The organism is Polaromonas eurypsychrophila (assembly GCF_014641715.1).
Classification (GTDB): Bacteria; Pseudomonadota; Gammaproteobacteria; order Burkholderiales; family Burkholderiaceae_C; genus Polaromonas; species Polaromonas eurypsychrophila.
In genome coordinates this window covers 67,770-82,460 of record NZ_BMIG01000015.1, presented here as the reverse complement: position 1 = coordinate 82,460, position 14,691 = coordinate 67,770, and the positions used below count along the sequence as shown (strand labels likewise).

Genomic DNA, 14,691 nt, shown 5'->3' with positions numbered 1-14,691 from the left:
GCGCAGGATGGTGGTCGCCGGAGTGTGCGGCATCTCAGCTTGCCGGCCGGTCAGGCAGCAGGCGGTCGGTCTCACGCTTGACCACCTGGTAACACTCGCAGGCCCTGGCCAACACGCCGCCCCGGTCCAATACGCTAATGTGGCCGCGGGAGTAGGCAATCAGTCCTCGCTCGCGCAGCGCGCCGGCCGCCTCGGAAACCGCTTCTCGCCGCACGCCGAGGATGCCGGCAATAAGATCATGGGTGGCCGCCAGACTGTGACCTTCCAGGCGATCCGTACATGTAAGCAGCCAGGTGCACAGATGCTGCTCCACCACATGATGGCGGTTGCATACCGCCGTCTGGGCCATTTGCGTGACCAGGGACTGCGTGTAGCGCAGCAGCAGGCGCATGACCGGACCGCCGCGCTCAAATTCTGCTTTCAGGCTGGCTGCCGGTAGTTGGAATGCATGGCCGGGGCTCAGCACCTCCGCGCGGCCAGGCGGCGGCCTTCCGCCCATAAAGGCCGACACCCCGACTAGCCCCTCGCGACCCACCACCGCCACTTTGGTTGCAGGGCGGTCTTCCAGCTGGAGCAGCAGCGTGACGATCACGTTCGCGGGAAAATACAGGTGGGTCAAATCCGTGTGCAGGTCATACAGAACGTCGCCGGCGTTGAGCGTGACGATCTGGATATCCGGCAAAAGTCGCCCTAACGCGTCGTCCGGCATGACCGCCAGCAAACGGTTTGCCTGCAGCGAGGCACGCGTCAAGCACGAGGACGACGGGGCGGGCATTCCCGGCTCAGTCAGTTTGGAGTTGCGGGGGGGGGGGCATGCCTACAGATCGGGCGTGTTTGCGTCGGTTAAATCGATGACAAGCACCAGACAGGATGGTCCGCGAGGCGAGGCGCTTGCCACCACCTTCAGCCACCCAGATCCAGCAGGGCCGCCGGCCTGAGCTCGGCAACTGTGGCGGCCGCTGCTGCTACGCGCCAGTGCCAGCAGCGCCCGCAGTGCGGGCCCACTGGCGGGCGCTATCAGGCTGTCGATGCTGCGGCCTACCAGATCATCTCGCTCGACCCCCAGCATGCATGCACCCGCAAGATTTCCTTCGATGATCCGGCCCGCGCCGTCTACCGTGAAATACGCGGCCGGCGCGGAATCGTAAAGCTCGGCGTAATGATCGGCCAGTTGCTCGAGTTCCCGCCGATCATCTTCCATGTGTTCATGCTGCAGATCAAGTTCCACCTGGTGCACTTGCAGCTCGTGCAGCAGCTTGAGCGCGTCGCCGGCAGTGGCCGGGTTGCTGGCAAGACTGTGCAGCAGAGTGAGTGCTGCTGTACCGATGGTCCAATCCCGTGTTCCAGGTGCGATGCCAGCCTGAAGCTTGACTTCTGCGTCCTGACGCAGCTCCATGTGGGTGCGTGTTTCGTCGGTAGTGGTGGTCATCCGGCCTCCGGGGTGTTGTAGGGATCAAGCTTTGATCGTACAACGTCGAAGGCCAGGAGTCTCCTGGACCGGTCAGCCTTCTTCGTCCCGTGATGCATCAATTTTTCCCAGCAGCCACTGCAGCCCGGCCAGATGCTGCTGGTCGTGGCGGCACAAGTAGTGCACTAGGCTGCACAGCGTGAGGGCGCCGTACCCTTCAAACACCGCCTGCCGCGCCAGGTCGGCAGCGCTCAGGCTGGTGATGATCTGCAGCGTTTTGCGGCGCGCGGCGGCAAAAGTGGCCAATACCTCGCTGGCGCTTGCGCCCTGGTAGTTGCGCGCCGCAGCCAGTGCTTCGCCGTCCAGCGATGCCAGCACCGGCGTGTCCTCGCGCAGCGTGCGCTCCAGGCGAACGTGATAACCATCGATCTCGATATCCCGCACATGGCAGATCTGCCCGATGGCGTTGTAGGCCTCACTCGGAATGCCGTCCCACGAGGGCGGTACCCAGCGCTGGTAGCCTTCTGGAACAGCCCGGTAAAAATCTTCCAGCTGCTGCGGAAATGCAGCCAGCGCCGCAAGGGTGGACGGGTTCATGGTGCTGACTTTATGCCGGGATTCTGTGGCGCGCCATGGCATGGCGGCAACAGACGAATGCGAGCAGTCGCACATTACCTGCGCTGCGCCCTGTGACTGGCAAGCTGGTGGAAAGGTCCGAAAGTTAGCAAGCCAGGCCGGAAACGCGGCCACCGCAGACCAAGGCACCCGGTGGCGGGCTGGAAGCAGCTTTATACCTGCCAGCGTCTACGCCATGAGTAAAAACCGCCTCCAGCCCTTGCCAACTATGCGCGAACAGCTATCGAAAACATAGCGGATTCAGGGCGAATGTGCCAGCTGGGCTGACTACGCGGGCTTGCGCTTGCTGCGGTGGTAGGTCAGCGCCATGCCAATACAGAAGCGCAAGTCGTCCTGCGGCAGCTCGTCCGCGGCATCGAACACGATGGCGCGGTTGCCTTCGTAGCTGAACCCGGTCGGAAACAGCGTTCTCCAGGTATCAACCAAAGTGGTCTGGCAGTTCACATACAGCGCGTACTGTGTGGGGCTGCCCGCCCTAGGGGCGATCCTGATCGTGCTGCCGCTTTTTGAGGCTGGGGTCAGGTAGGCCGGTTCTCCCCACTTCAGGGTTTCTTCCAGCTCACCCACACCCGATGTGTCGGCGGCCACTTCAAAAATCATCTTGCGCAGGCCCAGCAGGCGCTTTTTTACCGGAGCGGGGCTGGCTGTAAACACGGCTTCAACCGCGGGGTTGGCAAAAGGAAGCATGCTGCGCGCTGGCTTCAGATGGCTTAGACCCGGCCGCCCGGCGCCTTGCGCGCGGTGGCCAGCCGCTCGTCCAAGTAGGCGCCGTAAAAGTCGTTGGAGCCCAGGCCGACCAGGCGTTCGGCGATCTCCTGCCCTTGCGGGCCGAGAAACAGTACCGTCGGCGTGAAGCCGGCTTTCCAGGCGGCGATCTGCGCAGCCGCTGTGGTCGCCTTGCCGTCGAAGCCAATCAGCGGCGTGGTTTTGTCGGTGATGTTGAGCTGCCAGGCCTGCAGACCGGCATCGCGCTGCGCCGGCAGCAGGTAGTTGCGCCGCACCACCTCGCAATAGGGGCAGCCGGGCAGGCTGACCAAAATCACCAGCGGCTCCTTTTTGGCGGCGGCGGTTTGCGCCGCGCCCGGCAGCGAGACCGGAATCGGCAGTGCGGTGTCTTTGGCCAGCGCCACGCCAGGCAGCAACAGGCCACCCGCGAGTGCGGCGGTGAACTGGCGGCGCTGCAGCGTGTTCATGCAGCACAGTCCAGCAGAATTTTCGTCAGCGCGGCGGGCTCGCTGATCATCGGATCGTGGCCGGTCTTGATCTCGACGATGGCCGAGTTGGGCAACCAGGCGCCGTCCCAGAACTTCGCGTCTTTCACGCGCAGGCGGCTGGGCTCTATGGTGCCCAGCGCGGGCTGCGTGCAGTTGACAAAGGTGCGCGGGATCGCGGCGACACGATGGACATCAAAGTCCAGCGGCGCCTGGTAGGTGTTGCCGGGGTGCGGCGTCTGGCGGCGTTTGACCCAGGCGTGGTCGGCATCCTGCAGGCCAAACACTTCGGGGTCGGGGGGCGGAAAACTGAAACGTGTCGAGGCCTGGGCTGCAGACAGGCGCTGTTGCTGCACGGCGGCCGATTGCGTGCTGCTCCAGCTTTCACCGGGCTTGGGCACCACCGCATCGACATAGACCAGGTGTTTCAGGTGTTTGCCGAGCCGGTCTGCGACGGCAGTGCCAATCATTCCAGCGTAGGAGTGCACGGCCAGCACCACGTCGTGTAATTCTTCCACCTCGATGGCGCTGATCACGTCGTCGATGTGGGTGTCCAGCGTGATCGCGGGCGAGAGCAGGTGCGCGCGTTCGCCCAGGCCGGTCAGCGTGACGGCGTGTACGCGGTGGCCCTGCTGCTGCAAGAGTGAAGTCACGCGCTGCCAGCACCAGCCGCCGTGCCAGGCGCCATGCACCAGAACAAAATTAGCCATCAGATCACCTCTTTGTGTTTCAGGTCAGACAGTTGTGCGTCGGAGTAGTTCAACACATCGCGCAGCACCTCGTCGGTGTGTTGGCCCAGCAGCGGCGGCGGCAGGTCGGTGCGCACCGGTGTGGCGCTCAGTTTGATCGGGCTGGACACCAGCCGCAAATCGTTTTTTACCGGGTGGTTCCAGTGCGTGACCATGCCGCGCTGATTCACCTGCGGGTCGGCAAACACCTCGCCCAGGTGGTTGATCGCGCCGCAGGGTACCTTGGCCGCCTCCAGCGCCGCCAGCCAGTCGGCCTTGCTGCGTGTCAGCATGATGGCTTCGAGCAGCGGCACCAGCACCGCGCGGTTGCGCACCCGGTCGCGGTTCCTGGTGTACTTAGGGTCACTCGCGAGTTCGGGCCGCCCGGCCACCGCGCAGAACTTGGCATATTGACTGTCATTGCCGACGGCGAGTATCAAATGGTCCTTGTTGCCATCGGCAGCAGGCGCCACTTCAAACACCTGGTAAGGCACGATGTTCTGGTGCGCATTGCCCGCGCGCCCCGGCACCTTGCCGCTGACCAAATAGTTGGCGCCCAGATTCGCCAGCATGGCGACCTGTGTGTCCAGCAGCGCCATGTCCACCTGCTGGCCTTCGCCGGTTTTTTCGGCATGGCGCAACGCGGCCAGAATGCCGACGGTGGCGTACATGCCCGTCATCAAATCAGCCACCGCCACGCCCACTTTTTGCGGCCCACCGCCAATGTCGTCACGCTCACCCGTCACACTCATCAACCCGCCCATGCCCTGGATCGCGTAGTCGTACCCCGCACGCTCGGCATAGGGCCCGGTCTGGCCAAAACCGGTGACCGAGCAATAGACCAGTTTGGGGTTCAGTACCTTGAGCGAGGCGTAGTCCAGCCCGTACCGCGCCATGTCGCCGACCTTGAAGTTCTCAACAAACACATCGCAATGCGCCACCAGCGCACGGATCAGCGCCTGCCCTTCGGGTTTGGCAATGTCACAGGTCAGCGAACGCTTGTTGCGGTTCGTGCCGAGGTAATAAGCCGCCTCGGCCGTGTCGACGCCCGAACTGTCCTGCAAAAACGGCGGCCCCCAGGTGCGCGTGTCGTCACCCGTGCCGGGCCGCTCGATCTTGATCACGTCAGCCCCCAGGTCGGCCAGGGTCTGGGTACACCAGGGGCCCGCAAGCACGCGGGAGAGGTCGAGGATGCGGATGCCGTCTAGGGAGTTCATGGGGGCATTTTGCCTTGGTGTGGGCGAGGCAGGTGCCACGGGATAAGTGCAGTTGGTGGCGCTAAAAAGCCACACCTCCTGCGATTGGGGGACGGACGGAATGCGATAGAGACCTAGAATTCGTTGGCAGTGACTGCCGGGTTTGGTGACTTCATTTGTACCTGTATAAATTTGACCCAATTTCCCACAAAGCCAATGCTGGCGGCCCTTTTAAGGGATCATCTGTCCAAGTTGTACCGCGGGGTTTGTTGCATACATTACGTTAGGCATCAGTATGAACGCCATGAAATTTCCCGCCGTCGCCCCGAGGCTCCTTCAGGTCGCGATTTTTTCGGCGGTGATGTACGCCACGATCCAGATCGCGCTTTCTCTCGGAGTTGAGCGTAAGTCGTGGTTACAGCTCTCCTGGGAATTTCTGGCCGGCGGATCGTTTGGTGCTATGGCTGGAATGGCTTTTTTCATCCTGTTCGGTGCAATCGGATGGGTTTGTGGCGCTCTGTATGGAAGCATTGGCCTTTGGATGCTGATGATTGGCGGTGGCCTCGGAGGTCTTGGGCTGGGCGCTCTGGCGAATATCATTCGCAATCCTCAAAGGTACACCTTTCACTGGCCAACCATCCTTGCCGTTGCCGCCGTTGGCATCCTGCTCGCCCTTATCCTGTCATCGCTGGCGTTTCGTATTGCTGTACGCGCGCCATCCGCGAGCGTTCGGGCGACAGATGCCTAACAGGTCGTTCTACACGGACGCCCGGCGGCGGTCCTTCGCTTCGAAAATGTTCATTCCAGCGGACTGCCCACGGCGGCCGATGATTTCAAACGTTATGCAAGTGAGCCTATGAGCAGTGTCAATCTTGGAAACCTATTGAACCAACTGGTTCGAGATGCTAGGCATGCCATGTTCGACCAAGGGGAACTGGCACAGCTGACGTACGGAGCATTCGATATTGCGGCTCGCAGCATGCAGGACATGAAGCAAGAGGAGATTGAGGTTACGTTCCCCGTTGGTTACAACTTCGATAGAACTCCGATCCCAAGCACCCGCACGTACAAGAAGGATCAACTCCTCTCAAAGTATCAGTTTTTGGCGTTTCACCAGCTAAGCGTCAATGCCCTAGTTCAACTGGTCACTCTGATTGAAACCCTGGTTGGTGACGTAGTGCGTGCCGTGGTCACTCGCTATCCACAAAAGCTCGGAGGAAAGCGAACACTGTCGATTCAAGCAGTTCTTGAGTCGACGACGCTCGAGGAAGTGCACGTTCGAGCCACGGATGCTCTTCTTAACGAACTCGCCTATCGCTCCCCGGTAGAATTCGCCGACTCCATGCAGCAATTGGTATCCGTTAATCTTCTGGAATGCCCTTCGTTTCACTGCTACATGGAGATTAAAGCAACTAGGGATATCTTCGTTCACAACCGAGGAATCGCGAACGACATCTACGTTCGAAAGGCTGGCTCTCACGTTCGGGCTCGATCTGGGATGGCGCTACCCGCCGACATCCAGTACTTTCTTGAGTCATACGAGCATTGCCTAAAAATCGCGGACTGGCTAGAGATTGAGCTTCATGGCCATTGGCACAGTTCAGAGTATGAGGATCGAGCGAACCCGCAGATTGAAATCCCGACGGACCCTCCCGCCCACCCCCCAGAGGGCTCCGCGCCGTAGGAACAAGAAAGTCGCACAACCCTACTTCCAGGCGGCCGCTGACGGCGGGCCGCTTAATTCAAACGCTAGTCCGCACAATCAGAGCCGTCACTAGGTCGTGCACGGCAAAAATTTGCCTGAACGCACCACATGGACGCGATCACCCTTGGGATTCCGTTGCCGCACGGTGTCCACGCTGAAACCGATCGCGCTCATGATGCCGTCGCTGTACTCTTCGTGGATCAGCTCTTTGATCGCGCTGACGATTTTGTAAGTGCGGTTGATCAGCGGAAGTGCGTCGGTACGGGATGGACAGGCGGCCGATGCACAGAACCACCTTCAAGGCAAGGCGCTTTGTCGCGGAACGAGGCCCAAACCCTCCCGCAACGACGTCAGCCCCAATCGCTTTGTCGTTAACCGTGAGTTGGTGAGCCCTAAACTCAAGCTGCTTCATCTCGCAACCACAAGGAATCAATCATGCGTAATTTCTCCGGCAAAGCCCCGACCTTTGTCGTATGGGTGATCTCCCTGGTGCTGTTTGTGGTCGCGCTGCTCGCGCACTTCGGCGTGGTCCGCCTAGGTGCACCGATTGCGACGTGGTCGTGGATCATTGGCTTCGGCCTGCTGCTGATTGCTTGCCGGGTGAAAGGGCTCTAGGGCTCCAGGCCTCCGGCGCGCGACGCCAGGGTGCCTGGCGGCACCCCGGTTCATGGCAATCAATAAGTCTTGTACGGCAAAAACTTGCCCGACAACACCACATTCACGCGGTCACCTTTGGGGTCGGGCGTGCGCACGATATCCATCGAAAAATCAATCGCGCTCATGATGCCGTCGCCGAACTCTTCGTGGATCAGCTCCTTGATGGTTGTGCCGTACACACTGACGATTTCGTACCAGCGGTAGATCAGCGGGTCGGTGGGTACGGGGGTGGGCAGTGAGCCTTTGTAAGGCACAACCTGCAGCCACTTTTGCTCTTCGGCGTTCAGGCCAAAAATCTTGCCAATGATCTTGGCTGCCTTGTCATCAAACGTCATCTGGCCCAGGCAGCCGGCGGTGACCCACTCTTTGCTGTGGCCGACTTTTTTGGCGACAGACTCCCAGGTGATGCCTTTGCTGACTTTGACGGTGATGATCTTCTCGGTGACGTCGTTGCGGTTCATGGTGTGTTCTCCGTGTTGTGGTTAAAGAGGTGTTGTTGAAGTTTGTCTTTGCTCGGGGTTGGCTTCGACAGGCTCAGCCCGAACGGTGGGATGTAGGCGGCGCACGTTGAACCCTTCGACAGGCTCAGGGCGAACGGGGGGGAGAGGAAGCGGAAGCACGAGCGGGGAGGGCTTCATCGTCAAACAGCCACGGGACGTGACCAGTGGAATTTGCGGTCGACCTCTTTGATCGGCACGTCGTTGATGCTGGCCTCGCGGCGCTGCATCAGGCCCAGCTCGTCAAACTGCCACTGCTCATTGCCGTGGGAGCGGAACCAGAAGCCCGCGTCGTCGTGCCATTCGTATTCAAAACGCACCGAGATGCGGTTGCCGGTGAAAGCCCACAGTTCTTTCTTGAGCCGGTAGTCCAGCTCTTTGGCCCACTTGCGTTTCAAAAACTCGCGGATCATGGGCCGGCCCGAGAAGAAGTCGGCGCGGTTGCGCCAGACCGAGTCTTCGGTATAGGCCAGCGCCACGCGGTCGGGGTCGCAGCTGTTCCAGGCGTCTTCGGCTTTCTGCACTTTTTCTTTCGCGCTTTCCAGCGTGAAAGGCGGCAGCGGCGGGCGGGCTTGTTCTGTACTCATGCAACGGCTTTCAGAGTGACGGTGGGCGGGGCATCGGCGAGGGCGCCGCGGCCCGGCTCCACCGTCGGCGGGTACGCCGGCGCCTTGCCATGCGACAAATCTTTGGAACGGGCCACCAGAAAGTCCACCAGGTGGTTGCGCAACGGGTAGTACTGCGGGTCGTGGTGCACGGTCGCGCGCTGGCGGTCGCGGGGCATGGTGTTGCGCACAATCTCGGCCACACGGGCTTGTGGGCCGTTGCTCATCAGCAAAATCTTGTCGGCCAGCAGCACGGCTTCGTCCACGTCGTGCGTGATCATGAACACTGTCTGGTGCGTCTCGCGCACGATGGCCAGCAGCTCGTCCTGAATGGTGCCGCGTGTCAGTGCGTCAAGGGCACCAAAAGGCTCATCGAGCAGCAGCATCTTGGGCTCGATCGCAAACGCGCGTGCAATGCCCACACGCTGCTTCATGCCCCCCGACAGGGCCGAGGGCTTTTTGTCGATGGCGCCCGAGAGGCCGACCAGATCCACATACTTTTTGACATGAACGTCCACCTGCGCGGCGGTCCAGTCCGGCCATTTGGAGCGCACGGCAAAAGCAATGTTTTTGCGCACCGTGAGCCAGGGCATCAGCGCATGGCCCTGGAAGACGACGCCGCGCTCCAGGCTGGGGCCGGCGACCTCGCGGCCGTCCATGAAGACATGGCCTGCGCTGGCCGTCTCTAGCCCCGCAAGCACGTTGAGAATCGTCGTCTTGCCGCAGCCCGAGTGGCCGATGATGCAGACAAACTCACCGCGCGCGATGCTGAAGTTGACCTCGTCAAACACCGGCTCGGTGGTGCCGGGGTAAGACTTGGCCAGGCCTTCGATCTGCAGGAAGGGGCGGCCTGTGGCTTCGGGTGCGGGGTTATTCAGCATAGGTCACCCACTTCTGCAGCTGCGCAAACATCAGGTCCAGCAGCATGCCCATGACGCCAATGACCACGATGGCAAATATCACGTTGGTCAGCGACAGGTTGTTCCATTCGTTCCAGACAAAGTAGCCAATGCCGGTGCCGCCGACGAGCATCTCGGCGGCAACGATGACCAGCCAGGCGATACCCATGGAGATGCGCATGCCGGTCAAAATGGTGGGCGCAGCGGCCGGCAGGATGACGAGGAAGGCCTTGCGCAGCGGTTTGACTTCCAGCGTCTTGGCGACGTTGAGCCATTCTCGCTTGACCGCCGACACACCAAAAGCGGTGTTGATCAGCATGGGCCAGACCGAGCAGATAAAAATCACAAAAATGCCCGACGTCGATGAGTCCTTGATGGTGTACAGCGCCAGCGGCATCCAGGCCAGCGGCGAGATGGGTTTGAGCACCTGGATAAATGGGTCCAACGCGCGGCGCAGCAGCGGCGACATGCCAATGACAAAACCCAGCGGGATCGCCACCAGGCAGGCCAGCAGAAAACCCAGACCGACTCGCGCCAGCGAATAGCCAAGCTGAATGGCAAAACCCTTGTCGTTGGGCCCGTTGTCGTAGAACGGGTCGGCCAGGTGTTTCCAGGCGGTCTGGCCCATCTGCAGCGGCGTGGGAAAACCGCCGCTTTTGGCCGTGCCCGGGTCTTTGCCCAGCATTTTCATGTACTCGGCCTGCTCGGCCGACGCCGCGGTGCCGGTGACTGCGCCCGGCGCCGGCAGGGTGGCCAGTTGCCACGCCGCCAGAAAAACCAGCAGCAGCAAGACCGAAACCAGCGTGGCCTTGAAGTTCAATGACTTGAACATCGAGCTCAGCCCATCTTGTTGATGGCAAAGGACTTGAGATATTCCTCCGGTTTGGCAGCATCAAAAGGTTTGCCCATGACCGAAAACTTGGGGTACGCGCCCTCGGGTGCTTTTTGCCCGAGGTCGGCCATGCGTTTTTTGGCATCGGTCAGCAGAAAGACTTTTTCAGCGATCTGTTTGTAATTGATGTCGCCCTTGACGTAGCCCCAGCGTTTCATCTGGGTCAGCATCCACACCGCCATCGACTGCCACGGAATCGGGTCGAAGTCGGCACGGTCCGGCACCGTCTTGATGTTGCCCAGGCCGTCGGCAAAGCGGCCGGTCAGCACCTGCGACAGCACGGTTTCGGGCTGGTTCAGGTAGGCCTGCGGTGCAATCACCTTGGCAATCAGCTCGCGGTTTTTCGGGTCGCGCGCCATGGCAGCGGCGGTGAGTACCGAGCGGTACAGCGCGGCAAAGGTGTTGGGGTTCTTCTGGATGAACTCTGTCGATGTGCCAAAGGCGCAGCAGGGATGGCCGTTCCACAGGTCTTTGGTCAGCAGGTGCAAAAAGCCGATCTCTTCATACACCGCACGCTGGTTGAAAGGGTCGGGGCCCAGGTAGCCGTCAATGTTGCCGGCGCGCAGATTGGCCACCATCTCAGGCGGCGGCACCACGCGGATCTGGATGTCAGTGTCGGGGTTGAGCCCGGCTTCGGCCACGTAATAACGCAGCAGAAAGTTGTGCATGCTGAACTCAAAGGGCACCGCAAACTTGAAGCCCTTCCACATCTTGGGGTCGCGCTTGTCCTTGTGTTTGTTGGCCAGCGTGATGGCCTGGCCGTTGGTGTTCTGTATGGTGGCCACGTTCATGGGCACCGGGTTCGAGCCCACACCCATGGAAATTGCCAGCGGCATGGGGCTGAGGAAATGCGTGGCGTCGTATTCCTTGTTGATCATCTTGTCGCGTATCAGCGCCCAGCCTGCCGTCTTGACGACTTCAACGTTGAGGCCTTCCTTGCTGTAAAAGCCCAGCGGGTGCGCCATGATCAGTGGCGTGGCGCAGGTGATCGGTACGAAGCCGATCTTCAAATTGGTTTTTTCCAGCTGGCCCTTGTCCTGCGCCATGGCCTGCATGGTGCCCACGGGCAACACGCTGGCAATCGCGGCCATGGCCGTGCCCTTGCCGACGGCGCGCAGGAAGCGGCGGCGTACTTCGTCCTTGGGGAACAAGGCCTTGACCAGGGTGGCTTCAATGAATTCATTCGAGTAGGCCTCGAACTCACTCGTCAGGCTGCGCCGGCGCAGCTCGGCCGCTGCGCCGTCGGCGTTCATCTCCGGGTGGTGGTCGGCTGGGGCGTGGTCACCGCCGCAGCTGCACTTGAGCATCAGGGGCCGGTCGGCGTCGTAGGGGGAGAAGCGGTCTGACATGGCACGCACCTTTCAGTTGAAGATGCGGCTGTCTTGCAAACAGTGGGCCACTTTGACCGGAAGCGCGGCCAGCGCCGAATTTCGCTGCCGATGGACTGACGCGGTGTAGGGCGTGCACTACAAAAATGGCGTGAACGGCGCGAGGTGACGGTTTTGCGGGCGCAGCGAGGCGATTTGGGCCTGTTTGTAAAGCTTGAACAGCTTCACGGAAGACAGGACACCCGGTGTGTTTCCCTTCCGCTGCACCAAATCAGCGCGCGATAAACATGCTTGTCATCCCGGACTCGATCCGGGATCCATGCTGCATGGTCCCACTGCACGGCCCGCGGAGCATGGATTGCGGGTCAAGCCCGCAATGACAACTCTTTTGCCGCCGAAGTAAGTGCTGGCCGCTCAGGCAGGCGTGGAAATTTCGCCGAGGGACTGGCCCACGTCTTCCTCGTCCTGCCCTTTGACGGCGATGTCGCCAATCGAAATGATGCCGACCAGCGCATCCGATGCATTCACCACTGGCAGGCGGCGGATCTGGCTGGCGGCCATCTCACCCAGGACCGTTTCGAGGTCGTCGCTTTCGCGTGCGGTGCGAACGTCGGTGCTCATCACCCTGGACAGCGGCGTGTCACCGCCCAAGCCCTGCGCCACGGCACGGACCACGATGTCGCGGTCGGTCACCATGCCCAGCAGCGTGTCGCCCTCGCACACGGGAATCACGCCCACGTTGAGCTCGTCCATGGCTTTGGCGGCATCGGTAATGGTGCTGGTGGGGGGCAGGGTCCGCACATCGCGGGTCATCACGTCGGTGACAGTGGTCATGAAAAATCTCCTTGGGTTGCTGGGGCTACGCCGGCGGCGCGGGCTGCGACCAGCATGGAGCGGCGCAGGGCACTTGTTAATCAGCGGGCACCCAAGCGGCCGTAGGACAAGGCCGCGCGCAATGACGCGTCAGGCGCCGGCCGGCGCCTTGGCATGGCGCTCAGCGTACAGCGCAAGTTCCACATCGTTTTTGGTGGCGGTTTTTTCGAGGATGCGCAGGCGGTAGGTGCTGACGGTGTTGGACGCCAGGCCCAGTTGCGTGCCGATCTCGCCGACGGATTTTCCGGCTGTGAGCAGCCGAAAGACCTGGTGCTCGCGGTGCGACAGGGCTTCGGCGCCGCTGCGTCCGCCGCTGCCGCCCACCGCACTGGCCAGCGCTTCGGCGGTGGCGGCGGAGACATAGAGGCCGCCGCTCGCGACCTTGCGCACTGCGGCAATCATGTCATCGGGATGGGCACTTTTATTGAGGTAGCCGGCTGCGCCCAACTTGATGCAGCGCACCGCGTACTGTTTTTCCGGGTAGGTGCTGAGCATCAGCACCGGCAGTTGCGGCCAGGCTTTTTTGAGGGCCTGCAACACGTCCATGCCGTCGCGGCCTGGCAGCGCAATGTCGAGCAGCACCGCGGCCAGCCCTGCAGAACCGCCGAGTGCCTCGACCCTGGCCAGGATGTCGGGGCCGGTCTCGGCTTCGGCGACAACCGAGATGTCGGGCGCATCGGCCAGCACCTGCTTGAGGCCCTCGCGCACGATGCGGTGGTCGTCGCCGATCAGGATGTTGAGTAGAGCCATGAGGTATTTGCTATGGTTTCGGGAGCTGGATGCGCAGGTGGGACGTGGCCCCGAGGCCGATTTGACTTGTAATTTCCAGGCTGCCGCCGAGGTGCCGCGCGCGTTCGCGCATGCCCATCACGCCGTAGGCATCGCCCGCCTCAAAGGCCGAGGCCGCCGCGCCTTTGCCGTTGTCCTGCACGCTGAGGCTGATCTCGCCGGCCGTCGCCAGGATGGTGATGGCGAGGTGGCTGGCCTGGGCGTGGCGGCCGACATTGCTGAGCATCTCCTGGAAGATACGGAAGATCGCCATCGCCGAGGGCTCAGGCAAGGGCTCGGCCTGCTCCACGTCCATTTGCCAGTCCAGCGTCAGTTCGGCCGACTGCACAAACTCATGCGCCTGCCAGTCCAGTGCGGCCCACAGTCCCTGGTGGTCCAGGATGCTGGGGCGCAGGTCGGTGATGATGCGTCCCACGTTGTCGACCGCCGCCTCGATCAACCGGCCCATGTTCTGGCATTTGCCGCGCATCACGCCGCGCATGGCCTGGGCTTGCACCGGCTCGCGTTGCTGCTGCTCGGAGACGTAAATCGACGATCCAAGGTCATCGAGGCGTTTGTCCAGCCAGCCGACGTCCATCTTCAGCGCCACCAGCAGGCTGCCAAGCTCGTCGTGCACCTCGCGTGCGATGCGGGTGCGCTCTTCCTCGCGCACCGTGTGGGTGTAGGCCGACAGTTCGCGCAGTTGCTGCAGCGCGCCTGCCAGCGCCTGGGTGCGCTCACTGACGCGCTGCTCCAGCACGTCGTTGGCCTGGCGCAGGGCTTCCTCGGCCCGCTTGCGCGCCGAGATATCGACAAAGGTGACCACCGCGCCCTGCACCACACCGCCATCGACGATGGGGTAGGACGAGTATTCAACCGCAAACGCGCTGCCGTCGCGGCGCCAGAACAGCTCGGTGTCGATGCGGCAGGGCAGCGCCATGCGGAAGGCGTTGAAGATGGGGCACAGATGTTCAGGGTAATGTGCGCCGTCGGCATGGCTGTGGTGGGCCAGCTCGTGCATGTTTTTGCCCAACACCTCGGACGGCGCAAAACCAAGCAGTTCGGCACCGGCGCGGTTGATGAAGGTGCAGCAGCCGGCCATGTCGATGCCGAAAATGCCTTCGCCAGTCGACTCCAGCAGTTGAGAGAGTTTGTCGCGCCAAATAGGCTGGTCAGCGCCCGGCAGGTAACCAGCCGTCGGCGAAGCCGGTGGGGCTGGGTGTTGGCGCAGGGCAGAAAACATGCAACCCTCCAAGCAAGCAGCGTGCCCACATTGGTGCAACAGTCG

The 14,691-nt window shown here is 61.8% G+C and carries 18 protein-coding genes and 1 pseudogene; 3 read left to right on the top strand and 16 right to left on the bottom strand.

Features of this window, described 5'->3' with window-relative positions:
• Window positions 1–34: 34 nt before the first annotated feature.
• The 7 genes from IEX16_RS17065 to IEX16_RS17035 form a co-directional block, all read right to left on the bottom strand.
• A complete protein-coding gene (locus tag IEX16_RS17065; protein ID WP_188709688.1) occupies window positions 35–775 on the bottom strand; it encodes a Crp/Fnr family transcriptional regulator in 741 nt (246 codons plus the stop codon).
• Between the two features lie 42 nt (window positions 776–817).
• Window positions 818–1,429: a PAS domain S-box protein gene (locus IEX16_RS17060; protein WP_188709687.1), complete on the bottom strand. Its 612-nt coding sequence runs from the start codon at window positions 1,427–1,429 to the stop codon at window positions 818–820.
• A 72-nt stretch (window positions 1,430–1,501) separates the two neighbouring features.
• The gene (locus tag IEX16_RS17055) at window positions 1,502–2,005 is read right to left on the bottom strand and encodes a DinB family protein (protein ID WP_188709686.1); all 504 of its coding nucleotides are present in this window, start codon (window positions 2,003–2,005) and stop codon (window positions 1,502–1,504) included.
• 306 nt (window positions 2,006–2,311) lie between these two features.
• Window positions 2,312–2,731: a DUF1801 domain-containing protein gene (locus IEX16_RS17050; protein WP_188709685.1), complete on the bottom strand. Its 420-nt coding sequence runs from the start codon at window positions 2,729–2,731 to the stop codon at window positions 2,312–2,314.
• 23 nt (window positions 2,732–2,754) lie between these two features.
• Window positions 2,755–3,237, bottom strand: coding sequence for a thioredoxin fold domain-containing protein (locus IEX16_RS17045; RefSeq protein ID WP_188709684.1), 483 nt, complete (start codon window positions 3,235–3,237; stop codon window positions 2,755–2,757).
• Window positions 3,234–3,965, bottom strand: a complete 732-nt coding sequence (locus IEX16_RS17040; RefSeq protein WP_188709683.1) for an alpha/beta fold hydrolase — start codon at window positions 3,963–3,965, stop codon at window positions 3,234–3,236. Before IEX16_RS17040 ends, IEX16_RS17045 begins: the two co-directional genes overlap by 4 nt.
• Entirely contained in the window at window positions 3,965–5,200 is a 1,236-nt protein-coding gene (locus IEX16_RS17035; RefSeq protein ID WP_188709682.1) for a CaiB/BaiF CoA transferase family protein, read from the bottom strand. Before IEX16_RS17035 ends, IEX16_RS17040 begins: the two co-directional genes overlap by 1 nt.
• Before the next feature lie 274 nt (window positions 5,201–5,474).
• On the opposite strand from IEX16_RS17035, the gene IEX16_RS17030 reads away from it, so the two are divergent.
• Window positions 5,475–5,927: a hypothetical protein gene (locus IEX16_RS17030; RefSeq protein WP_188709681.1), complete on the top strand. Its 453-nt coding sequence runs from the start codon at window positions 5,475–5,477 to the stop codon at window positions 5,925–5,927.
• Window positions 5,928–6,062: 135 nt separating this feature from the next.
• Complete coding sequence (locus IEX16_RS17025) at window positions 6,063–6,863, top strand: hypothetical protein (protein WP_188709680.1); 801 nt, start codon at window positions 6,063–6,065, stop codon at window positions 6,861–6,863.
• A 90-nt stretch (window positions 6,864–6,953) separates the two neighbouring features.
• On the opposite strand, the pseudogene IEX16_RS20120 reads toward IEX16_RS17025, so the two are convergent.
• Window positions 6,954–7,154: pseudogene (locus IEX16_RS20120) on the bottom strand (cyanase); the annotation flags it as partial.
• Between the two features lie 165 nt (window positions 7,155–7,319).
• Between IEX16_RS20120 and IEX16_RS17015 the strand changes: the two are divergent.
• Complete coding sequence (locus tag IEX16_RS17015) at window positions 7,320–7,499, top strand: hypothetical protein (RefSeq protein WP_188709679.1); 180 nt, start codon at window positions 7,320–7,322, stop codon at window positions 7,497–7,499.
• A gap of 59 nt (window positions 7,500–7,558) precedes the next feature.
• Here IEX16_RS17015 and cynS read toward each other — a convergent pair whose 3' ends face one another.
• The 8 genes from cynS to IEX16_RS16975 all read right to left on the bottom strand — a co-directional run bounded on the left by cynS (window position 7,559) and on the right by IEX16_RS16975 (window position 14,646).
• The gene (cynS, locus tag IEX16_RS17010; protein WP_188709678.1) at window positions 7,559–8,002 is read right to left on the bottom strand and encodes a cyanase; all 444 of its coding nucleotides are present in this window, start codon (window positions 8,000–8,002) and stop codon (window positions 7,559–7,561) included.
• 179 nt (window positions 8,003–8,181) lie between these two features.
• Entirely contained in the window at window positions 8,182–8,625 is a 444-nt protein-coding gene (locus IEX16_RS17005; protein ID WP_188709677.1) for a nuclear transport factor 2 family protein, read from the bottom strand.
• Complete coding sequence (locus tag IEX16_RS17000) at window positions 8,622–9,524, bottom strand: ABC transporter ATP-binding protein (protein ID WP_188709676.1); 903 nt, start codon at window positions 9,522–9,524, stop codon at window positions 8,622–8,624. Before IEX16_RS17000 ends, IEX16_RS17005 begins: the two co-directional genes overlap by 4 nt.
• Window positions 9,514–10,374, bottom strand: coding sequence for a nitrate ABC transporter permease (gene ntrB / locus IEX16_RS16995; RefSeq protein ID WP_188709675.1), 861 nt, complete (start codon window positions 10,372–10,374; stop codon window positions 9,514–9,516). Before ntrB ends, IEX16_RS17000 begins: the two co-directional genes overlap by 11 nt.
• 5 nt (window positions 10,375–10,379) lie before the next feature.
• The gene (locus tag IEX16_RS16990; protein WP_188709674.1) at window positions 10,380–11,783 is read right to left on the bottom strand and encodes a CmpA/NrtA family ABC transporter substrate-binding protein; all 1,404 of its coding nucleotides are present in this window, start codon (window positions 11,781–11,783) and stop codon (window positions 10,380–10,382) included.
• 393 nt (window positions 11,784–12,176) lie between these two features.
• On the bottom strand, window positions 12,177–12,596 hold the full coding sequence (locus IEX16_RS16985; protein WP_188709673.1) for a CBS domain-containing protein: 420 nt from the start codon (window positions 12,594–12,596) through the stop codon (window positions 12,177–12,179).
• A gap of 129 nt (window positions 12,597–12,725) precedes the next feature.
• Complete coding sequence (locus tag IEX16_RS16980; protein WP_188709672.1) at window positions 12,726–13,385, bottom strand: response regulator transcription factor; 660 nt, start codon at window positions 13,383–13,385, stop codon at window positions 12,726–12,728.
• Between the two features lie 10 nt (window positions 13,386–13,395).
• A complete protein-coding gene (locus IEX16_RS16975) occupies window positions 13,396–14,646 on the bottom strand; it encodes a PAS domain-containing sensor histidine kinase (RefSeq protein WP_188709671.1) in 1,251 nt (416 codons plus the stop codon).
• Between the last annotated feature and the right edge of the window lie 45 nt (window positions 14,647–14,691).